This window comes from Methylobacterium sp. Leaf399 (genome assembly GCF_001424525.1).
Classification (GTDB): Bacteria; Pseudomonadota; Alphaproteobacteria; order Rhizobiales; family Beijerinckiaceae; genus Methylobacterium.
In genome coordinates this window covers 151,540-172,634 of the sequence record NZ_LMQK01000030.1, presented here as the reverse complement: position 1 = coordinate 172,634, position 21,095 = coordinate 151,540, and the positions used below count along the sequence as shown (strand labels likewise).

Annotated in this window: 18 protein-coding genes; 8 read left to right on the top strand and 10 right to left on the bottom strand. The window is 72.5% G+C overall.

What is annotated here, in order from left to right; all coding sequences use genetic code 11:
* Positions 1 to 34: 34 nt before the first annotated feature.
* The 3 genes from dapD to ASG40_RS14155 all read right to left on the bottom strand — a co-directional run bounded on the left by dapD (position 35) and on the right by ASG40_RS14155 (position 2,239).
* A complete protein-coding gene (gene dapD, locus ASG40_RS14165; RefSeq protein ID WP_055886902.1) occupies positions 35 to 889 on the bottom strand; it encodes a 2,3,4,5-tetrahydropyridine-2,6-dicarboxylate N-succinyltransferase in 855 nt (284 codons plus the stop codon).
* Between the two features lie 100 nt (positions 890 to 989).
* A complete protein-coding gene (locus ASG40_RS14160) occupies positions 990 to 1,442 on the bottom strand; it encodes a cyclic nucleotide-binding domain-containing protein (protein WP_055887404.1) in 453 nt (150 codons plus the stop codon).
* A gap of 110 nt (positions 1,443 to 1,552) precedes the next feature.
* Entirely contained in the window at positions 1,553 to 2,239 is a 687-nt protein-coding gene (locus ASG40_RS14155) for a response regulator transcription factor (protein WP_055886899.1), read from the bottom strand.
* Positions 2,240 to 2,622: 383 nt separating this feature from the next.
* On the opposite strand from ASG40_RS14155, the gene ASG40_RS14150 reads away from it, so the two are divergent.
* Positions 2,623 to 3,198: a L,D-transpeptidase family protein gene (locus ASG40_RS14150; RefSeq protein WP_055886897.1), complete on the top strand. Its 576-nt coding sequence runs from the start codon at positions 2,623 to 2,625 to the stop codon at positions 3,196 to 3,198.
* A 109-nt stretch (positions 3,199 to 3,307) separates the two neighbouring features.
* On the opposite strand, the gene ASG40_RS14145 is transcribed toward ASG40_RS14150, so the two are convergent.
* The 3 genes from ASG40_RS14145 to ASG40_RS14135 form a co-directional block, all read right to left on the bottom strand.
* Entirely contained in the window at positions 3,308 to 4,591 is a 1,284-nt protein-coding gene (locus ASG40_RS14145; protein ID WP_055886892.1) for an MFS transporter, read from the bottom strand.
* A gap of 109 nt (positions 4,592 to 4,700) precedes the next feature.
* The gene (locus ASG40_RS14140; protein WP_055886890.1) at positions 4,701 to 6,029 is read right to left on the bottom strand and encodes a hypothetical protein; all 1,329 of its coding nucleotides are present in this window, start codon (positions 6,027 to 6,029) and stop codon (positions 4,701 to 4,703) included.
* A gap of 10 nt (positions 6,030 to 6,039) precedes the next feature.
* A complete protein-coding gene (locus ASG40_RS14135) occupies positions 6,040 to 6,822 on the bottom strand; it encodes a hypothetical protein (protein WP_055886887.1) in 783 nt (260 codons plus the stop codon).
* Between the two features lie 451 nt (positions 6,823 to 7,273).
* On the opposite strand from ASG40_RS14135, the gene ASG40_RS14130 reads away from it, so the two are divergent.
* The 5 genes from ASG40_RS14130 to ASG40_RS14110 all read left to right on the top strand — a co-directional run bounded on the left by ASG40_RS14130 (position 7,274) and on the right by ASG40_RS14110 (position 11,834).
* On the top strand, positions 7,274 to 8,221 hold the full coding sequence (locus tag ASG40_RS14130; RefSeq protein WP_156387731.1) for a lipid kinase: 948 nt from the start codon (positions 7,274 to 7,276) through the stop codon (positions 8,219 to 8,221).
* Positions 8,222 to 8,225: 4 nt separating this feature from the next.
* Positions 8,226 to 8,981 carry a TerC family protein gene (locus ASG40_RS14125; RefSeq protein WP_055886885.1) on the top strand — a complete coding sequence of 252 codons (756 nt, stop codon included), beginning with the start codon at positions 8,226 to 8,228 and terminating at the stop codon, positions 8,979 to 8,981.
* A 230-nt stretch (positions 8,982 to 9,211) separates the two neighbouring features.
* Entirely contained in the window at positions 9,212 to 9,655 is a 444-nt protein-coding gene (locus ASG40_RS14120) for a hypothetical protein (RefSeq protein WP_055886882.1), read from the top strand.
* 115 nt (positions 9,656 to 9,770) lie between these two features.
* Positions 9,771 to 10,877 carry a DUF2125 domain-containing protein gene (locus ASG40_RS14115; RefSeq protein WP_055886879.1) on the top strand — a complete coding sequence of 369 codons (1,107 nt, stop codon included), beginning with the start codon at positions 9,771 to 9,773 and terminating at the stop codon, positions 10,875 to 10,877.
* Between the two features lie 36 nt (positions 10,878 to 10,913).
* A complete protein-coding gene (locus ASG40_RS14110) occupies positions 10,914 to 11,834 on the top strand; it encodes a DMT family transporter (RefSeq protein ID WP_055886876.1) in 921 nt (306 codons plus the stop codon).
* A gap of 108 nt (positions 11,835 to 11,942) precedes the next feature.
* Here ASG40_RS14110 and ASG40_RS14105 read toward each other — a convergent pair whose 3' ends face one another.
* From ASG40_RS14105 to ASG40_RS14090, 4 genes are all read right to left on the bottom strand, one after another.
* Positions 11,943 to 12,797, bottom strand: a complete 855-nt coding sequence (locus tag ASG40_RS14105; protein ID WP_244480622.1) for a DUF6456 domain-containing protein — start codon at positions 12,795 to 12,797, stop codon at positions 11,943 to 11,945.
* Between the two features lie 285 nt (positions 12,798 to 13,082).
* Positions 13,083 to 13,322: a hypothetical protein gene (locus tag ASG40_RS14100; RefSeq protein WP_055886873.1), complete on the bottom strand. Its 240-nt coding sequence runs from the start codon at positions 13,320 to 13,322 to the stop codon at positions 13,083 to 13,085.
* A 134-nt stretch (positions 13,323 to 13,456) separates the two neighbouring features.
* Positions 13,457 to 14,173 (bottom strand): PhoH family protein, encoded by a 717-nt coding sequence (locus tag ASG40_RS14095; RefSeq protein ID WP_055886870.1) that lies wholly within the window; start codon positions 14,171 to 14,173, stop codon positions 13,457 to 13,459.
* A 374-nt stretch (positions 14,174 to 14,547) separates the two neighbouring features.
* On the bottom strand, positions 14,548 to 16,920 hold the full coding sequence (locus ASG40_RS14090; protein WP_055886866.1) for an ATP-dependent helicase: 2,373 nt from the start codon (positions 16,918 to 16,920) through the stop codon (positions 14,548 to 14,550).
* Between the two features lie 183 nt (positions 16,921 to 17,103).
* Between ASG40_RS14090 and ASG40_RS14085 the strand changes: the two genes are divergently transcribed.
* Positions 17,104 to 17,343 (top strand): hypothetical protein, encoded by a 240-nt coding sequence (locus ASG40_RS14085; RefSeq protein WP_055886864.1) that lies wholly within the window; start codon positions 17,104 to 17,106, stop codon positions 17,341 to 17,343.
* A gap of 153 nt (positions 17,344 to 17,496) precedes the next feature.
* Positions 17,497 to 21,081, top strand: coding sequence for an AsmA family protein (locus tag ASG40_RS14080; protein WP_055886861.1), 3,585 nt, complete (start codon positions 17,497 to 17,499; stop codon positions 21,079 to 21,081).
* Positions 21,082 to 21,095: the final 14 nt, after the last annotated feature.

The window sequence follows — 21,095 nt, the reverse complement described above, 5'->3', positions numbered from 1 at the left end:
TCCCGCGCCGAGGCGCGGGCCGGCCGGCGTCCCGTCAGGTCCGCAGGAGTTCGTTGATCGCGGTCTTGGCGCGAGTGCCCGCATCGACGCGCTTGACGATCACCGCGCAGTATAGCCCGGGGCCGGCCGAGCCGTCGGGGAGCTTCTTGCCGGGCATGGTGCCCGAGACGACCACCGAATAGGGCGGCACCCGGCCGTAGAAGACCTCGCCGGTGGTGCGGTCGACGATCTTCGTCGAGGCGCCGATGTAGACGCCCATGGACAGCACGCTGCCCTCGCCGACGACGACGCCCTCGACCACCTCGGAGCGGGCGCCGATGAAGCAGTTGTCCTCGATGATGGTGGGGCTCGCCTGCATCGGCTCCAGGACGCCGCCGATGCCGACGCCGCCCGAGAGGTGGACGTGCTTGCCGATCTGCGCGCAGGAGCCGACGCTGGCCCAGGTGTCGACCATGGTGCCCTCGTCCACATAGGCGCCGAGGTTGACGAAGGAGGGCATCAGCACGACGCCGGACGCGATGTAGGCGCCGCGCCGGGCGATCGCCCCGGGCACCGCCCGCAGGCCGGCCTCGCGGAACTGCTTCTTCTTCCAGCCCTCGAACTTGGAGGGCACCTTGTCCCACCAGTTGGCGCCGTCGGGGCCGCCGTGGATGATCTCCATGTCGTTGAGGCGGAACGACAGCAGCACCGCCTTCTTGAGCCACTGGTTGACGTGCCATTCCTCGCCGGCCTTCTCGGCCACCCGCGCCTTGCCGGAATCGAGGAGTTCGAGGGCCGTCTCCACGGCGTCGCGCACGGCACCCTTGGTGCCCGCGTCGATCCCGGCCCGGTCCTCCCAGGCGGTCTCGATGGTGGCGGCGAGGTCGGCGTGGGCGCTGGGGGCGGACATGTCGGGATTTTCCGGGTGGCGGCAGACGAGCCCGTGCTTACAAAAGCCGGTCGGCCCTGTCACCCGCCGCAGGAGGCGTCTCAGGGTACGGGCCCGCGTCTCAGGGCCCCTCGAACCGCGGCCGCACCCCGTCGAGGTCCCGCGTGAAGGCGACGAGATCCTCGGTGAGGTCGGCCTCGATGGCGGCGGCGGCGTCGGGGAACTCCTGGAGCACCCGGCGCATCAGCGTCGGCGTGATGCGCAGGACCTCCGAGGGCACGCTCGCCCGCGCCTCGCTCGGCCGCTCGCCGCGCAGGAACAGGGAAAGGCGCCCGATCAGCGCCGAGGGGCCGGCCACCACCGGCTCGCCGCCGGCCCGGCGGGGCGCCACCGCGATGGCACCGGTCAGCACCACGAAGCCGCCGTCGGCGCGCTCGTCGCGGGCGTAGAGAACGTCGCCCGCGGCCAGGCTGCGCCGTTCGGCCGCAAAGCACAGCAGCCGCAGGGCATCCCGGCCCATGAACCGGAACAGCGGGGCGGCGGACAGGATCGCGATGTCGTCGTCGAGTCCCACCGTCACGCGGTCCCTTCACCGTCTCGCCCGCAGGCCGATCTCGCCGCCCCGCCCATTCCGCACCGCGATGGGGACCGCCACGCGCGAAGGTCCGGGACCGTGTGCAAACGTCAAGGCAACAGTTTGTAGCCGCCGGATTCCGTCACGAGGATCGCGGCCAGGGCCGGGTTGGGTTCGATCTTCTGGCGCAGGCGGTAGATATGCGTTTCCAGCGTATGGGTCGTGACCTGCGCGTTGTAACCCCAGACCTCGGCGAGCAGCGTCTCGCGGCCCACGACCTCGCGGCCCGCCCTGTAGAGAAAACGCAGGATCGCGGTCTCCTTCTCGGTGAGCTTGAGCTTGGAGCCGCGGTCGCCCACCAGGAGCTTGGCGCCGGGGCGGAAGGTGTAGGGGCCGATCTGGAAGACCGCGTCCTCGCTCGCCTCGTGGCTGCGCAGGTGGGCGCGGATGCGCGCGAGCAGCACGGCGAACTTGAACGGCTTGGTGACGTAGTCGTTGGCCCCCGCCTCGAGCCCCTCGACGGTATCCTCCTCAGAGACCTGGGCGGTGAGCATGATCACCGGCCCGCGATAGCCGTTGCGCCGCATCGCCCGGACCGCTTCGCGTCCGTCCATGTCCGGCAGCCGCACGTCCATCACCGCAAGATCGATCCGGTCCGAGGCGACCCTGGCGATGGCGCCCGCCCCGTCGGCCTCGGGCAGCACCACGAATTCCTCGGACAGGTCGAGCTGCTCGGTGAGCGTCTCCCGCAGCGAGGCGTCGTCGTCGCAGACCAGGAGGCGATAGGCGTTCGGCATCGGCTGCAACACTCTTCCACACGCGACAGGCGAAGATCCGCGCACGGAACGGGGCGCGAGGACGGGTCGATCGAAAATGGCCGGGCCGAACGGCCGCGACGACGACAACGAGCCGGGGTCGGACATCCTGGCCGGGCGTGTCACCCCGCTCGAGGGAGATGCCCCGCCCAAGGTAGATGCCCTGCCCAAGGGTGCCGCCCCGCCTCACGGACCCCTCGACGCATCCCACCCTAGCGCGTTTCGCCCAGCAGGAAATCATCCCGGATGCGTCGAGCGCAGCGGTTGCCCACAGCCTTCGTTGTCTTCCATACGTGAACGGCCGGGTGCAAGTTTCAACCGCCCGGCCGCCCCGCAATCCGGCCCCGATGGCACTCCGACGCGTTATGTCCCCTCCTGTCCGGTCGATCCCGCACCCGAAGGCCGTCCGCGCCGTCGCCCTCGCCGCGATCCGGGTGCGTCCGCTCGTCGGCGACCGCCGCCGCGGCCACCTGCTGGTGGGCCCCTCGGTCATTCCCTGCGCCCTGGGCCGGAGCGGGATCGGCACCGTCAAGCGCGAAGGCGACGGCGCCTCGCCGCGCGGGCGGTTCCGCCTGCGTGCGGCCGCGTACCGGCCCGACCGTCTCACGGTGCGTCCGGCCACCCTGCTGCCGATCCGCGCGACGCGCTCGCACGACGGCTGGTGCGATGCTCCGTCCCACCGCCGCTACAACCGGCCGTTGACGCTGCCCTGTCCGGGGGTGAGCGCCGAGGAGATGTGGCGCGGCGACGGGCTCTACGACCTCGTCGTCGACATCGACTACAACCGCGGGCCGATCCGCCCCGGCCGCGGCTCCGCGATCTTCATGCACGTGGCCCGGCCGGGCTATCCGCCCACCGAGGGCTGCGTCGCCCTGGCCCGGGCCGACCTCCTGCGCCTGTTGCGCCGGCTCGGCCCCGGGACCCGGCTGCGCATCGGCTGATACGGTTTGCCGCTTGGATCAAGCGGGAATTGTATCACCGAGCCCGCGCGGCGCCTGAGCGAAGCCCATGTCCGCATCACGACGTGATCAACCGGAAATGGGTTGAGGCCTACCGGGCGCTCGCGGGCCTCGCCCGGTCGAGGGTCATGATGGCGGCGGCGGCGAACAGGCACAGGGCTCCGGCCGTGAAGAAGGCCGGCAGGTAGCTCGCCAGGACGTCGCGCGACAGGCCGGCGCCGTAGGCGGCGCCGGCCGCCCCGAGCTGGTGCCCGCAGAAGATCCACCCGAACACGAGGTTGGCCTTCTCGCGCCCGAACCGGGCCGCGGTGAGCCGCACGGTGGGGGGCACCGTGGCGATCCAGTCGAGGCCGTAGAGGACCGCGAACAGCGACAGGCCGATCAGCGTGAAATCCGAGAACGGCAGGCACATCAGGGCGATGCCGCGCAGGCCGTAGTACCAGAACAGGAGCCAGCGGTTGTCGTAGCGGTCCGACAGCCAGCCCGAGGCGACGGTGCCGATGAAATCGAAGGCGCCCATGGCCGCCAGCACCCCCGCACCCTGGATCGGGCTGATGCCGTAGTCGGCGCACAGGGGGATGAAGTGTGTCTGGATGAGGCCGTTGGTGCTGGCCCCGCAGATGAAGAAGGTCGCGAACAGCACCCAGAACACCCGCGTGCGCGCCGCCTCGCGCAGGGCGGCGATGGCCCCGCCGGCATCGACGGGGGCGAGCGCCGCCCCGGCCGCTGCCGCCTCGCCGTAGGGTGCCAGACCGAGGTCCTCGGGCCGGTCGCGCATCAGGAGCAGGACGGCCAGACCCGTGAGCACCAGCAGGCTGCAGACGAGGAGGAGGGCGGCGCGCCAGCCCCAGTGTTCGGTGAGGGCGGCGAGCACCGGCAGCACCACGAGCTGGCCGGTGGCCGAACTGGCGGTGAGGAGGCCGACCACGAGGCCGCGCCGCGCCGTGAACCAGCGCGTCGCCACGGTGGCGCCGAGCACCAGGGCGGTGAGCCCGGTGCCGACGCCCACCGCCACCCCCCACAGGAGGACCAACTGCCAGACCTGGCTCATCCCCAGCGACAGCAGCATGCCGCCGGCGATGAGGAGGAGCGCGCACAACACGATCCGGCGCGGCCCGTAGCGGTTCATCAGGACGGCGGCGAACGGCCCCATCAACCCGAACAGGACGAGGCGGATCGCCAGGGCCGCCGAGATCGTGGCGGTGTCCCAGCCGAACTCGCGCTGCAGCGGCAGGATCAGCACCCCCGGCGCGCCGACGGCGCCCGCGGTCACCAGCATCGTGAGGAAGGTGACCGCGGCCACCACCCATCCGTAGTGCACGCCGCGCCGGGCCAGCGTCGCGGCGAGCGCGGTGGAGGGGGACGCAGCGGTCATCGATATCGCGCCTCGCGGCCGGGCTTGAGCGCAAGGGGCGTAAGCGCCGAACCGGACCGGCGCAAGCGGACCCGGCACGAACCCATCGTGCAGGAGCGGACGGCCGCCGTCAGCGCGCCCAGACGCCGAGGCGCTCGGTGCGGGCCCTGTCCTCGGCCGCCACGAGGTCGGGGGTGGCCTCGGGCGAGGCGCGGCCGCCGCCGTTGAACAGGACGACCTCGGAGAGGTCGCGTCCGTCCACCGCACAGAGGTGCGCTTCGCTGCCCGCCACGGGCCGGCAGGTGACCGAACGCTTGCCGAGGTAGCGGGTCAGCTCCTCGGTCTGGCCGCCGCGCACGAAGGCGACGCCGAACAGCCGTACCACCCGGCCGCCGATCTTCAGGGTGGCGGTGTCGACGACCTCGGCCGGGCCGGTGATCTCGCCGGCCTGGGGCACCACGTCGGCCTGCATCGGCGCGTCGTCGGGGGCGGGCTCGTCGTCGGGCGGGGCGGCCTGGGGGCGGGCCGAAGCGGAGGGCGGCTGCGAGGCCGGCGGCGTCTGCGCGGCGGCGGGCGGAGCCTCGGCGGCGGGCGTCTGCACGGACGGCGCCGCCGCCGGGGCCGGGGAAGGCCGGTCGCCGTCCCCCCGCAGCAGGACGACGAGGAGGCCGGCACAGGCGACGGCGGCAAGCGCCATGACGGCAGACGGGCGGCGCAGGCTTCCGCCGGGCCCGACCGCATCGCCGAGGCCGTCGCGCAGGCCGTACCAGGTCCGGCGGCCGCGATCGGCCGCGCGGACGGAGAGGTCGCCCGCGCCCCGGCGCCGGCTGCGATCCGCCAACGGCAAGGATACCGGGGGCACGGCCGGGGCGGGCGCCGACATCGCCGGAGGCGAGACCTCCGTAGAGGCCGCCATCGCCGCAGCCACCGACGGCGGCTCGGCCGATGCCGCTTCCGGACTCACCCGGGCGGGGCGTTCGCGGGACAGGCGCGTCCTGGCCGCGGCACCCATCGTCAGGAGACGGCTCCGGGCGGCCGTGGCGAGCGCCCGGCCGCGTTCCGTCATGGCGGCGAGCCTGGCCGGGGACGGCGCGAGCGAGGACAGCATCGATGGGCCGGGCGCCTTCGCCGCCACGGCGGGTTCGACGACGGCCGGCGCGGGTTCGGGCTCGGGCGGCAGGAACAGGTCGGGGTGGCGCGAGCGCATCGCCGCCAGTGCCTCGTCGACACTGCCGTCGTGCGCGTGAGAACCATCCGCCGGCACGGGGGCGTGGGCCAGTTGCGCCTCCACCAGCAGCGCGAGGGTATGGCGCGCGATGGGGTGGGGGCGGGCGTCACCGACCGCCGCCGCGATCCGCGCGCGAAGCGCGGCCCTGTCGGCGTCCCAAGCGGCATCCCGCTCCGGCAGGAGCGGGTCGGTGGGACGGGTGTCGGCCGGGTCGTTGGCGTCGAGGGACATGAGCCCCGTCTTAGGCGCCGGCTTTGGTTCGCGCGTCAACCAGCGACGCGGAGGCCGCCCGGCGCAGGACGCGGCCCGATTCCGATACGATCACCGGACGGTCGTCGGCGAAGCTGATCTCCAGCACCAGTTCGCCGACCCCCTGCGTGCGGGTGCCGCGGGCGGGATTGCGGGCGCTGTAATCGTAGGTGGCCTGGACGATGCACACCTTCATGGCCGCGTTGCAGGAGGTGCGGATCGCACCGGGCTGGGCGGCATAGCGCCGCTCGGGCCAGCGGCTGGCGAACCGGCGCTTGTCGGCGATCACGGCGGCGAGGGAGACGGTCCGTCCGAACCGACGCACCTGCGGGGCGTAGAAGCGCGGCGCCTCCGCCAGACTCGCCTCGTTGGAGGCCGAGACGCTGTCGAGGTAATCCAGGGTCAGGCGCTGGGCCTTGCCCGCCCACGCGGGAAAGCGCGGGTCGTCGACGCCCGGGCCCGGGGCGGCTGCCGCCGCGGGCGGAGTGAACACGAGACGGTCCTGGCCGGGGCGCACCGGGCGCCGCGCCTCGCGGCGGGGCCTCGCCGGCGATTCCGTGACGGCCGCCGGGCTCGGCTCGGCCGTTCGCGCCGCGGCCCGCGGCTCGGCACTCGGCTGGGGGGCGGGCGGAGCGACGGGTGTCGGTGCCTCGGCGGCGGGTTGGCCCTGTACCTTGGCCGGCGGGTCGACCCATCCGGTCTGCGCGATGGCCGGCGCCACGGCAAGGCCCCCGGCGACCAGGACGGCGGAGGCGAACATCAGACGGTCGCGCATGGGATCAACACCGGATACGTCGGGGGCCAGGGTCGGGTCGGCCGTCCGCCGGACATCGATGCGGCGGCCCGCTCCTCACCACTAAACGGGACATCGGCGCGAAATGGTTCCATGACCGCGTCGCGAAAGGCGGTTCTCCCCGCTTTGCCCGGTATCGAACGGCCGATGAACGTCGATCCGGTCCCGCGCTCGCCTTCGAGGCTCGACGGCCTTGTCATGGCCGAGCTAACACCCACCTGTGGTGGCGTTGGGTCCGGGCCCCTCTGGCGGTGGACGTGTCGACCGTGATGTCGGACCCCTTCTCTGCCGTGGTGCCGCCGTCGGGGTGGTGCGACCGCACCGGGGGGATGGTGTTGCGCGTGATTCGATATGACCGGGCCCGACCGCTCGCCCCGTCCGGCCGACCTGTGCCGGCGGCCCGACGCACGCCTTTCCGATCGGAGACGCCGTCGTGGTGAACGCCCCCTCGCCGGGGCGCCGCGCCCTTCTCCTCGTCAATCCCAACGCCCGCAACGGCTCCGCTCCCCTCGACGCGATTCGCGCGGCGCTGGTGGAGGGCGGCATCACGCCGTTCGAGCCGCCCGGCGAGGGCGATTGCACCGCCCTGATCAAGCGCCACGCCAGGGAGTGCGATCTCGTGATCCTGGGCGGCGGCGACGGCACGATGAATGCGGCGGCCCCCGCCCTCGTCGAGACCAGGCTGCCGCTGGGCATCCTGCCGCTCGGCACCGCCAACGATCTGGCGCGCTCCCTGAACCTGCCCACCGACCCGGTCGCCGCCGCGCAGCTCATCACCACCGAGGAGGCGCGCCCGGCCGATCTCGGCTGGGTCAACGGCCACTACTTCTTCAACGTCGCCAGCATCGGCTTCTCGGCGGAACTCGCCGGGGACCTCACCGCGGAATCGAAGAAGACCTGGGGCACCCTCGGCTACGCCATCGCCGCCATCCGGGTATTGCGCCGGGTCCGGCCCTTCACGGTGATCCTCGAGCACGACGGGATCCGGGAAAAGGTCACCACCATCCAGGTCTCGGTGGGCAACGGTCGCCACTACGGCGGCGGGATGACCGTGGAGGAGACCGCGCGGGTCGACGACGGCAAGCTCGATTTCTACAGCCTGGAGGTCGCGCACTGGTGGCGGCTCCTGGCGTTGCTGCCGGCCCTGCGCAAGGGCACCCAGGGGCGGGCCGCCGACGTGCGGGCCTTCTCCACCACGGAGATCGTGGTGCGCACCCGGCGCCCGCGCCAGGTCAACACCGACGGCGAGCTCACCACCGTGACGCCGGCCCATTTCAAGGTCGTGCCCGGCATCCTGCGTATCTTCGCCCCCGATCCCGCGACCCTGCCGCCGATGATCGCCGGCGTGCCCATTCCCTTCCCCTTCGGTACGAAAGCCTGACGCCGTGGACAGCCTGATTCAACTCGCCTCAGACCCCACCGCCTGGGCCGCCCTCGCCACCCTGGTGGTGATGGAGATCGTGCTCGGGATCGACAACCTGATCTTCATCTCGATCCTCACCAACAAGCTGCCGGAGGAGCACCAGACCAAGGCACGCCGCATCGGCATCGGCCTCGCGCTGGTGCTGCGGCTCGGCCTGCTCGGCTCGGTCGCCTACATCGTCCAGCTCACCGCGCCGGTGTTCGAGATGTTCGGCAAGGGCTTCTCCTGGCGCGACCTCATCCTCATCGCCGGCGGCCTGTTCCTGCTGTGGAAGGCGACCCAGGAGATCCACCATTCGGTCGACCCCGAGCCCGAGGACAAGACCGGGGGCAAGATGCAGATCGGGTTCGCCGCCGCCATCGGGCAGATCCTGGTCCTCGACCTCGTGTTCTCCATCGACAGCATCATCACGGCGGTGGGCATGACCGAGCACGTGCCGATCATGGTCATCGCCGTGCTCGCCGCGGTCACCGTGATGCTGCTCGCCGCCGATCCGCTGTCGCGCTTCATCGCGGCCAACCCCACCGTGGTGATGCTGGCGCTGGGCTTCCTCATCATGATCGGCATGACGCTGATCGCGGAAGGGTTCGGGGCGCATGTGCCCAAGGGCTACATCTACACCGCCATGGCGTTCTCGGCGGGCGTGGAGACCCTCAACATCATCGTCCGGCGCCGTCGCCGGGCCAAGGGCATCGCCGGCCAGAACGACCACGCCTGAGGGCGGCGCTCACTCGGTCGCGGCGGCGGGTTCTCCCACCGCCGCCGCGATCGGGGTGTGCCTGTGGATAACCCGTTCGTCACCCATCTCCGCCGTGGACTCTCGCAGGGCGCGCCGCCGCCGCTTCCGACTCGGTCAGACGCTTGTGGATAACCCGCCGCATCCCCACTTCCGGTGCAGGCGGGCGTCGGCCTTGACGCTCGGAAACGGTTAAGATTATTTTAGAACAAATGGCGAACAAGAGAGCTCTGTCCTGGTCGGCCGCCCTGCGCGACCTGCGGGACGATAGGTCGCGGAGCATGGACGTGCGCGAAGAACGCCTGAGATCGACCGCCGGGTTGCGCGGGACGCCGGCGCTGACGCTCAGCGCCTGGCGCGGGCATTCGGGCCGCCGCTACGTGGTCGGCGTCCACGACCTCGTCGAGCCCGATCTGGCGGAGATGGGCGAGGCGGTGGTGATGGCGGTGCGCCGGGACGCGGCCGGGGTCGCCGAACTGGTGGCCCTCTCCACCGCCGGCGAGACGCCGCGCGAGCGCCTCCAGAACTGGGTGGCCCGCGCCCGCAACAGCGGCGCCACGGAGATGCACGTCCATCGCCTGGCCGAGGACGAGAGCGAGCGCCGCGCCATCGTCGCCGACCTCGACGGCCCCGCCACCACCGGCACGCAGGCCTGAGCCGCGGCGCCGGCCCATCGTCGCGCTTGCATCCGGGGTCCGGGCTCGTCCAAGACGGGCCGTCGCTTCCGGGCCCGCGACCGGCCCGGGAGCTGGAAGCCTGGGAACGGACACGATGGCGTCGAACGTCGACCAAGCACGACCGGACGCGGCGGCAGGGCCGGCGGAGCCCAGGCGCAGCCGCATCGGCCTGTTCCTGCCGTTCGTCCTGCTCGGGCTCGTGGTGGTGCTGTGGTCGGTGGCCTGGTTCTGGATCCGAGGACGCGCCGCCGACGAGATGGACGCCTGGCTGGCGCGGGAGGCGGCCGCTGGCCGGACCTGGACCTGTGCCGACCGCTCGATCACCGGCTACCCCTTCCGCCTCGAATTGCGCTGCGGCTCCCTGGCCTTCGCACGGGCCGACGGACGCTTCACCCTGGGACCGCTGACCGCGGTGGTGCAGGTCTACCAGCCGCGCCACGGCCTCCTGCAGGTGTCGGGCCCGTTCCACGTGGAACAGGGCGACCTCGTGGCCGACGCCACCTGGAAGGATCTGGAGGCGAGCTTCCATGGCGCTTCCGACGGCTTCACCCGCGCCTCCCTCGTGGTGGACGACGTCAAGGGCACCATCGCCGCCGAAGGTCAGCCGCCGACGTCTTTCGCGGGCGACCACCTCGAGGCCCATGCCCGGCCGACCCCCGTGCGCTTTGCCAGCGAGGGCGCGGTCGACGTCAGCCTGCGCCTGACGCGGGCGGTGGTGCCCCCGCTCGACGCGCTCCTGGCCAGCACCGATCCCCTCGACCTCGCCCTCGACGCCACCATCGACCGGGCGGCGGTCCTGCGCACCGGCCAGGTCGCGCGCGAACTCGAGACCTGGCGCCAGGCCGGCGGGCGCCTCGAAATAGCCCTCCTGTCCCTGGCCAAGGGCGAGCGCCGGCTCCAGGCGAGCGGCAAGATCGGCCTCGACGCGGACCACCGCCCGGCCGGCGACTTCGACGTGCGCGCCGCCGGGCTCGAGGCCCTGGTGGCCCAGGCGATGGGGCAGCGGATCGGCGCCGAGCGCGGCGCCATGGTCGGGCGCCTGCTCGGGCAGCTCCTGAGCGGGGGCCGCCGCGCGCCCGATGCGGCCGCACCTCCCGGCGATGCGGCCCTGAAGCCGCTGCCGCCCCTGCGCCTGGCCGACGGCCGCCTCATGCTCGGCCCCTTCCCGATCCCGAACGTCACGGTTCCTGCATTGTATTGAGGTCGGCCGATCCGATCGGCGTCGAGACAGGCCACGATGCCCGATCCCCTCCTTCCGGCGCCGTCCGCGACCGCCAAGGCCTATCCGCTGCTCACGCTGACGGCGATGCTGTGGGCGGGCAACGCGGTGATGAGCAAGTGGGCGGTGGGCGAGGTCTCCCCCCAGGTCCTCACCTGCCTGCGCTGGACCGTGGTCTGCGCCGTGCTGGTCGCCATCGCCGGTCCGGACGTCCGGCGCGACTGGCGCCGCCTGAGGCCGCGCTGGCTCAGCATCCTCCTGATGGGGGCGGGCGGCTACACCGCCTTCAACAGCCTGTTCTACGCGGCGGGCGCCTACACCACGACCCTCAACATCGCCCTGTTCCAGGGGGCGCTGCCGGTGCTCGTGGTGCTCACCAACTACGTCGTCAACCGCACCACGGTCACCGGCTTCCAGGGGCTCGGCGTGGCGGTGACGCTGATGGGCGCGGCGGTGGCGGCCACCCACGGCGACTGGACGGTGTTCACCACCATGGCGCTCAACCGCGGCGACATGCTGATGCTGATCGCCTGCCTCCTCTACGCCGGCTACACCGTCGCCCTGCCCAATCGCCCGGCGGTCTCGGGCCTCGCCTTCTTCACGGCCATGGCGGTGGCCGCCTTCCTGACCTCGCTGCCGCTGCTGGCGGTGGAATGGGCCGCCGGCCATGCGGTCTGGCCCAGTGCCAAGGGGTGGGCGATCGTCGTCTTCGTGGCGCTGGGGCCGTCGCTGGGCTCCCAGCTCGCCTTCATGCGCGGGGTCGAGCTGATCGGCCCCAACCGGGCGGGTGTGTTCGTGAACCTGGTGCCGGTGTTCGGGGCCCTGCTCGCGGTGGTGCTGGTGGGCGAGCCGTTCCGCTGGCACGACGGGCTGGCGCTCGCCCTCGTGCTCGGCGGCATCTACATCGCCGAACGCTTCGGGCGCCGGCCCGCCGCGTGATACGTGTTTCCGCTTGGATCAAGCGGGAGCCGTATCACCGAGCCCGCGTAGCGCCCGAGCGAAGCCAAAATCCGCATTGCGAAGCCATCGAACGGATTGTGTGAGCGCTCAGGCTTCGCGCCACAGCCGCAGCCGGGCGCGGTCGGGGCCCACCGCTTCGCGTTCGAGGCCGTAGTGCTCGGCCAGCCGCGCCAGGGCGATGCGGGCCACCACCTTGGCCGAGCGCGCCGGCCAGCGCCGTTCCGCCTCGATCCGCTCCAGGCCCTTGAGGAACCCGCACAGGTCGATCAGCAGCCCGGACAGGTCGCTGCCCACCGCGTCGAGGGCGGCCCGGACCCGCTGGCGTCCGGCCAGCATCGTGTCGGAGGCCGCGGACGGGTCGCGCGGTCCCGAACCGTCGACCTTCACGCCGCTCCAGTCGGAGCCCATCCGCGGCATCAGCGACGCCGTCGTGAGGTCGCGCCGCAGCCGCTCCCCGGCCTCGAAGCAGGCCGCGTCGATGAGGGGGCGGCCGTCGCGGTCGCGCCGCCGCGCCATCCAGGCGAGCGGGCTTTCGGAGGCGTCGCGCCAGGGTCGCTCGGGCCCTGCGCCTGGCTCCTGCACGAGGTCGAGGTGCTGGGCGAGATAGGGATGGGCCGCGCCCGCGGCCTCGCGCCGCAGCCGTGCCCGGCCCGCCGCGCTGATCGTCAGTCGCGCCCGCCGCCCGCCGCCCTGCTCGGCGAGGTCCGCCGCGAGCAGGGCCGCGCCCGCCCCGGCCGGGAACCGCCCCGCCCCGAGGGAGATCCCCGTTCCGCCGCTGCGCACGATCAGGCCGGTCTCGTCGACCGGGTCCTCCAGCGCATAAGCGCCCTCCGCGGCGAGGGCCGCCAGGAGCCGCGCGGCATGGCGGTCGAGGCGCGTCTCCGGGCGAGTTTTGGGGACGACGGAGGCGAGGCCATGATTGGCCTTGCGAGCTTTGTTCATGATATGTTCCCTACGAGGCTGATGGGAAACGACCCCCGCACAACCAACGGTAAAGGAAAAATATCCTAGCACAAGTCTTGACAGCCAAAGGGCAGTCTTCCAACGGCCTCTTCCAAGGGCCGGTCTTCAGTGCCGTGCGAACGTCCGCTACGCTCGTCCGAGATCGACACGGGTTTTTCCCCACGAAAAAGGCCGCTCCGACGACATCGGAACGGCCTTCGTAGGCGGTCGATGCCCCACCCCACGGGCGGGAAGTGGCGGGCCGGCAGGCGGCCCGCCGGCCGATCACATGCGGCGCATGTCCCGGCGCATCATCCGACGCTTCATCATGCGCCGCTCCATCATCCGACGCTTCATCATGCGCCGCTCCATCATCCGGCGCTCCATGCGCATCATCTGAACGTTGGTGACGGCGTCGGGAGCGGTGACGCCCATCGGAGCGCCGGGGGCAGCGGAGGCGGAGGTGGCGAGGCCAGCGGCGCCGAGCGAGGCGAGCACGGCGAAGGCGAAGGTCAGTTTCCTCATGAAGGGCGTCCTTTTTTCTGTGTCCCGAGCGCGGCACCCGGTTCGTTCTCCCGACGCGGCGCGCCGGAGAAGATCGTCGCACACCGGGGCGCGCGGCAGGCCCCCGTTCGGGCCTGCCGCTGACAACACGCGAGTCAGAGTTTCGTTTCCTCGAAGGCCCTGACCCAATCAGCGCAGATGCCCGAGCGGACGATGTCGTCGAGGGTGAACTCCACGATCGGGATGCGCATCATCCGGCTTTTCACGAGATGGATGACGGTGCGCAGGCCCGAGGTCTCGCGCAGATCGGTCTGCGAGACGTCGCCGTTGATGATGACCTGGCAATCGTCGCCGATGCGGGTCAGGAACATCTTGATCTCGGCGGTGGTGGTGTTCTGCGCCTCGTCGAGGATCACGAGGCAGTTCTTGAAGGTGCGCCCGCGCATCACCTCGAAGGGCACCACCTCGATGTCGCCGGTCTTGCAGGCGATCTCGAAGGCCGCCGTGCCCATCCGCTCCTTGATGGTCTCGGTCAGCGGCGCGACCCAGGGGGCGATCTTCTCCTCGAGGGTGCCGGGGAAGAACCCGAGCGAGCGCCCCGAGGGCACGTTGGGCCGGGTGATGATGACCTTGGAGATCCGGCGCTGGCGAAGCTGGTCGGCGGCGCGGGTGCCGGCGATGTAGGTCTTGCCGGTCCCGGCGGGCCCGAGGACGATCACCTGGGGGTGGGTCGCCAGGGCATCGAGGTATTCGGCTTGCCGGTCCGTCAGGGGTTGGATGGGACTGAGGATCCGCTCCTCGTCGAAACGCGTTCGGTGCAGTCGGGCCGGATGCTCGTCAACCAATTCAAGTCGTGCGCGCCGTCTCTTCATCGAACAACACTCCAACCGGACGTGCCAATCTGGACTTGCCAACGCTTCGCTACGCTACTGTCGTGACTCCCGCCGATATCCTCCGGTCCACAGATCAAACTCTCCGATGCCGGGGAGTTCCCCGCACCGACGAGGCCGCTGTGGACGGCCGGCCGATCCCGCCCGGCCGATCCCGCGACGTGTCGCGCGGGTGTTGCCGTGCACGCACCATGCCGCGCTGCACGCGACAGGGCCATGACGACAGCTTTTCGTTAACGGAACCGTAAGATCGCACGAGGTGCTGGACCCACTCGGGGTACGATCCATCGCGATCCCTCGATCGTCCACGCCGCAGATGGGCGGGACGGCCGGCCCCTCGGGGCCGGTGAGACGCCTCATCCGGGCTGGATGAAACTGTCGAGCACCATTTTCCGGCCGGCCTTGTCGAAGTCAACGGTGAGCTTGTTGCCGTCGACGGCCGCGACCTCGCCGGGGCCGAACTTCATGTGGAAGACGCGCATGCCGGTGGCGAAGGCCGAGGGCGCGCCGGTGGACGATGCCACGAGTTCGCCCTCGATCTGGCGCGGGGCGCCGCGCTGGCTCGACCCGCGGCCGAACTCCTGGCGGCGCGCGGTGGCATCCGCGGTCCTGGCGGTGTTCTCCTGCGCCCGTTGCCAGCCCGGCGTAGAGTACGACGAGCCGAACGGCGTCGGGTTGCGGTCGAACCGGGAGGCGCCGGCCGCGAAATGGGCGGGCGCATCGACCACGTCGACGGCGTCCGGCGGCAGTTCGTCGATGAAGCGGCTCGGCACCGTCGAGGACCACAGGCCGTGGATGCGCCGGTTGACGGCGAACGACAGTTTCGCGCGCCTGCGTGCCCGGGTGAGACCGACATGGGCGAGGCGGCGCTCCTCCTCCAGCCCGGCCCGGCCGCTCTCGTCGAGCGCCCGCTGGTTGGGAAACAGCCCGTCCTCCCAGCCCGGCAGGAACACCGTGTCGAATTCGAGCCCCTTGGCGGCGTGCAGGGTCATCAGGGAGACGCGATCGGCCCCCTCCTGCTCGCTGGCCTCCATCACCAGGGAGACGTGTTCGAGGAAGGCGCCGAGATCCGGGAACTCCTCCATGGAGCGCACGAACTCCTTGAGGTTCTCGAGGCGCCCGGCGGCGTCGGCCGAGCGGTCCTTCTGCCACATCTCGGTATAGCCGGATTCCTCGAGGATGGTCTGGGCCACCTCCGATTGCGGCCGGCCCTCGATCATCCGCGCCCACCGCGAAAAGCTCTCCACCAGGGCGCGCAGGGTCGAGCGGGCCTTTGGCTTGAGCTCGTCGGTCTCGACGAGGCCGCGCGCCGCCATCAGCAGCGGTACCTTCCGGGCCCGCGAGGTGGCGTGCAGCACCTGCAGCGTCGCGTCGCCCAAACCGCGCTTGGGGGTGTTGAAGATGCGCTCGAAGGCGAGGTCGTCGGCCGGATTCACGGTGACGCGCAGGTAGGCCAGCGCGTCGCGGATCTCGGCGCGCTCGTAGAAGCGCGGGCCGCCGACGACCCGGTAGGGCAGGCCGAGCTGGACGAAGCGGTCCTCGATCTCGCGCATCTGCGCCGAGATCCGCACCAGCACCGCGATCTCGGACAGCGGGTGGTTCTTGGCCTGCAGGCCCTCGATCGCCTCGCCGAGCTGGCGGGCCTCCTCCTCCGAATCCCAGGCGCCCGAGACCGTGACCTTCTCGCCGGCCACGTCCTCCGTGCGCAGGGTCTTGCCGAGACGGCCCTCGTTCTTGGCGATGAGCCCCGAGGCGGCCGAGAGGATGTGGCCGGTGGAGCGGTAGTTGCGTTCCAGCCGCACCACGGTGGCGCCGGGGAAGTCGTGCTCGAACCGCAGGATGTTGTCGACCTCGGCCCCGCGCCAGCCGTAGATCGACTGGTCGTCGTCGCCGACGCAGGCGACGTTGCGGTGGCCCAGCGCCAGCAGCCGCAGCCACAGGTACTGGGCGACGTTGGTGTCCTGGTACTCGTCCACGAGGATGTAGCGGAAGCGCTGCTGGTAGGTCTCGAGCACGTCCGGGTTCTCGCGCCAGAGCTTGAGGCACAACAGCAGCAGGTCGCCGAAATCCGCCGCGTTGAGGGTGGCAAGCCGGGCCTGGTAGGCGGTGTAGAGGGCGCCGCCCTTGCCGAAGGCGAAGGCCTGCGCCTCTCCCGGCGGCACCTGCTCGGGCGAGAGGCCCCGGTTCTTCCAGCCGTCGATGGTGGAGGACAGGGCGCGGGCCGGCCAGCGCTTCTCGTCGATACCCTGGTCGGCGATGACCTGCTTCATCAGGCGCAGCTGGTCGTCCATCCCCAGGATGGTGAAGTCGGACTTCAGGCCGACGAGCTCGGCGTGGCGGCGCAGGATCTTGGTGCCGATGGCGTGGAAGGTGCCGAGCCAGGGCATGCCCTCGCCCGCCGGGCCGATCAGCGCGCCGATGCGCAGCTTCATCTCGCGGGCGGCCTTGTTGGTGAAGGTCACCGACAGGATGTCGTAGGGCCGCGCCCGGCCGGTGGCGACGAGGTGGGCGATGCGGGTGGTGAGCACCCGCGTCTTGCCCGTGCCGGCGCCGGCCAGCACCAGCACCGGCCCTTCGGTGGTCTCCACGGCCCGGCGCTGCTCGGGGTTGAGCCCCTCGAGATAGGGCTCTCCCTGCGGCCGCAGGGACGCCATGGCACGCGCGGCGATGGAAGAACCGGTTTGCGAGGTCGGAGCGGGCGCGGGCGCCGCGCCGGGATGCTGTGTCATGCCCGCTTCCCTGGACCAAAACGCGAACGGCGTCGAGGGCGCGGCGCCCGCGCCCGGCGTCCAGGCTGCGACCACGCGGGGGTACTCTTCGCGCCTGCGTGGAACTTGGATTCCCGCCCCCGCGTCGACACATCGAGCCCAGTCGCCGCCTCATCCGAGCCTTGAGTCAGTCAGGACCGACCCATGCGCCTATCCCTCGCCACCGCCCTGTTCCTCGCCGCCGCCAGCCCGGCGCTCGCCCAGTTGTCGGGCAACCCCGACAGCCTGAACGCCACGAACGAGCGGCTCTCCAACCAGAGCCAGATCCGCGGCATCCAGCAGCAGCAGCAGTTCGAGAACAACCAGATGCGCATGCAGATCCAGCGCAACGACGCCTTCCGCGCGGCACCCGCGCCGACGATCGTCGTTCCGCCCCGGCGCTGAGGCCCGGCACTGAAGCGCGCCCCCGGCCCGTGTGCTATGCGCAGGCCCGGGGACGCGAGATGTGGCGCCGCGCCGTGGATGCGGCCGGGTGCGATCCATCGTCGAGCCCCGTGAACCGGCCCGTCGACGCGGGCGACACGGGAACAGAGACTGGTGCGTGACATCCTGACCGCGGTCGCGGGCGCCGTCATCGTCATCCTGGTGGCGGCCCTGGCGATCCCGCCGTTCTTCCCCTGGGAGGAGTACCGCACCCTGGTCGACCGGGCGATCTCGCGGTCCGTCGGTCTTCCCGCCCGCAGCGAGGGGCGGATCGGGGTGCGGTTCCTGCCCTCGCCGCGGCTGCGCCTCGACCGGCTCTCGCTGGGCGACGCCCGGGACACCGACAGGCCGTCCGTCGACCTCGGCTTCGTCAAGGCCGAGATCGGGCTGACGCCGCTCCTCTCCGGCGAGATCCGCTTCACCGAGACCCGTATCGGCCGGGCAGAATTGCGCCTGCCGGTGACCGACGGCGACAGCGTGATGCTGCCGGCAGCCCCCCTCACCGGCGAGGACGGGCTCGCCGTCGACGACCTCGCCATCCGCCAACTGGTGGTCACCACCATCGCCACCAGGACCGGCCGGACCGGCCAGATCCGTGCCGAGGACGTTCGCCTCGACGCGCCGCGGCTCACCGGCCCGTGGCGGGTCGCGGGCTCGCGCGGCGGCGTGCCGTTCCGCCTGTCCACCGGCCAACCCGATGCCGAGGGCCGCATCGCGGTCAAGCTCTCGGGTGGCGGCGACACCCACCCGCGCGTCGAACTCGACGCGCGCTTGGGTCTCGTCCCGGTGCCGGACGCGCCCGCCGGCCCGATGCGGGCGATGGTGCCGGAGGCGGAGGGGACCTGGCGCGTCGTCGTCGGGCCGCCGACCCAGGCGGCCGGCCACTACCTGCCGTTCTCCCTGTCGGGGCGCTTCGCCTCGCGCAGCCCCGTCGCCACGCTGGAAGGGGTGACCGCCGAGATCGACCCGGGCGGCAAGACCCTGCGCCTCACCGGCGACGGTCGGCTCGACCTGCGCGAGGGCCGCGCCGCGCTGAGGCTGGAGGCGCGCCGCCTCGACCTCGATTCCTTCCTGATCTCCACCGAGGGACAGGCCCTGATCGGGCGCGGCATGCCTGCCGCCGCCGGCAACCTGCCGGTGCTGGCCGACCTCGACGTCTCCGTCGAGAGCCTGGCGCTCGGCCTCGACGACTGGTCGGACCTCGACCTCGGCCTCACCCTCGACCGCGACGGCGGCCTCGTCCTGCGGCGCTTCCGGACCACGGCGCCGGGCGGCGCCCGGCTCACCGTCACCGGCAGCCTCGACACCCAGCCCCGCCTGCGCTTCACCGGCACCGCCGGGCTCGACGTGGCGGCCTCCGACGGATTCGGGCGCTACCTGCGCAAGCTCGGCCTCGAGGGGCCGGCGGTGGCGGTGATGGACGGCCGGCCGATCCAAGCCTCCTCCGACCTCTCCGCCGACTTCTCGGCCGAAGCCCCGACCCTGTCGCTGCGCAACCTGCGCCTCGGCCTCGGCGAGGCGCGTATCACCGGCAACGCCCGCTACACGCGAGGGGAGGCCGGCACCCGGGGCCGCTTCGACGCCCAGCTCGCGGCCAAAGGGGTCGACATCGCGACGCTGCCCTCCTTCGCACAGGCGGTGTCGGGCCTGCGCGGCCACGACATCGGCCTGACGCTGCAGGCCGGCGACGTCCGCTACGGCCCGCGCCAGGGCGCCGGCGGCAGCATCGCGGCCAGCATCCGGTCTGACGGTCCGGCGCTGTCCATCGACACCCTGGAGGTGACGGATCTCGCCGGCGCCAACGCCAGGCTCTCGGGCCGCATCGCCCCCGACGGCTCGGGGCGGATCGCCGGCCATGTCGACGCGCCGGTGGCCGCCCCCCTCCTCGCCCTCCTCGACCGGGCCTGGGTGGCGGAGGCCCGGCTGCTGCCGGCCTTCCTGCGCCGGGGCGCCCTCGACCTCGACCTCAGCCTGGAACGGGAGGCGGGGGCCGCCGACACCCTCAAGGCCGCCGCCAAGGGCAAGGCCGCCGGCAGCGACCTCGACCTCACCGTGATCAGCCGGTCGGGCCGCATCGTCAGCCTCGACGCGACGCTGGCCACCGCCGAGGCGGCCCGCTGGCTCGGGCGGGGCGAGGCTCCCACCCGCCAGCCGGCGCGCCTCACCCTGACCGGCCGTCGCGGTTCCCTGCCCGGCGAGCCGAGCCCGTTGAGCGTCACCCTCGACGGGGCCGTCGCCGGCCTCACCCTGGCGACCAAGACACCGATCCTGGTGGAGCCCGGCCTGCTGCCCCCGGACGCGGGCGAGATCGCCATCGCGACCGCCGACCTCGGCCCGGTCCTCGACCTCGCCTTCGGCAAGGGTGCGACCGTGCCCGGCCCGCTGCCGGCGGACCTCGTGCTGGGCCTGTCGCGGGCCGGCGACGAGGCGCGGTTCGCGGTGAGCGGGCGCATCGCCGGCCATCCCGTCACCGCCAGCCTGCTGCGGGCGCCCGAGGGCGACCTCGGCGGTAGCCTCGGGCTGCGGCGGCTGTCCCTGCCCTGGCTCGTCGGCGTCCTGGCCCTCCCTCTCGATCCACGCGCGGCCCCGAGCGCCGGCGCGACCCTGTCGGGCGCGCGGTTCATGCCCGCGCCCGAGCGGCCGCCCGTCACCCTGGCCCTGCGGGCCGACACCCTCGACCTCGGACGCGGCTTCACCATGACGGGGGCGGCCCTCAACCTGCGGCTCGCCGACGGGGCGCTCAGCCTTGACGACATCACCGGCACCCTGGCCGGCGGCGTGTTCACCGGCTCGGCCACCGTCGCCCGCCAGGGCGGGGCGGCGTCCGTCTCCGGCGAGGGTCGCATCGACGGGGCCGATCTCAAGGGGCTCGCCGGACCCGGGGCGGTGGCGGCCACGATCTCGGCGTCGCTGCGCTTCGGCGCCTCGGGGGAGAGCTTCGTCGGCCTCGCCAACAACCTCGGCGGCAGCGGCAGCCTGACTCTCTCCGGGGTGAGCCTGCCCGAGGGCGATCCGCGCGGGATCGGCCGCGCCCTCGCCCGCGCCCTGGAGGACGACGACCCCCTGCGCGAGGGCCGCCTCAAGGGGTGGATGGCCGAGGCCCTGGCCGCCGGCCCGTTCGCGGCCAGGGGGCCGGCACGGGTACCCGCCACCCTGGTCGGCGGCGCCTTGCGGGCGACGCCCCTGTCCCTCGATCTCGACGGGGGGCGCTGGGACGGCAAGGTCGACCTCGACCTGCGCAGCGGCCGCTTCGAGGCCCGCGGCACCCTCACCGGCACCGACGCGCCCCGCGGCTGGACCGCCGGCCCGCCGGCGATCCAGTTCGGTTATGCCGGCAGCCTCGCCAGGCCGGAGCGCATCGTCGATCCCGGTCCCCTCACCACCGGGCTCGCCGCGGTGGTGCTGCAGAGGGAACTGGAGAGCATCGAACTGTTCGAGGCCGACCAGAGCGAGCGCCAGCGCCGCCGCGCCCGCATCGAGATGGACCGCGCCAGGGCGGAGGCGATCAAGGCGGCGGCCGAGCGCATGGCGGCGGACAAGGTGGCGGCGGACAAGGCGGCCACCGAGCGTGCCGCCGCGGAGAAGGCCGCGGCCGAAAGGCTCGCGGCGGAACGGGCGGTGAAGGCCGCGGCCGACCGGGCCGCCGCCGAGGCGCGCAGCCGGGAGACGCCGACCCCTCCGGTCCCCACCGAGCCGTGAGCCCGGCGCGGGGC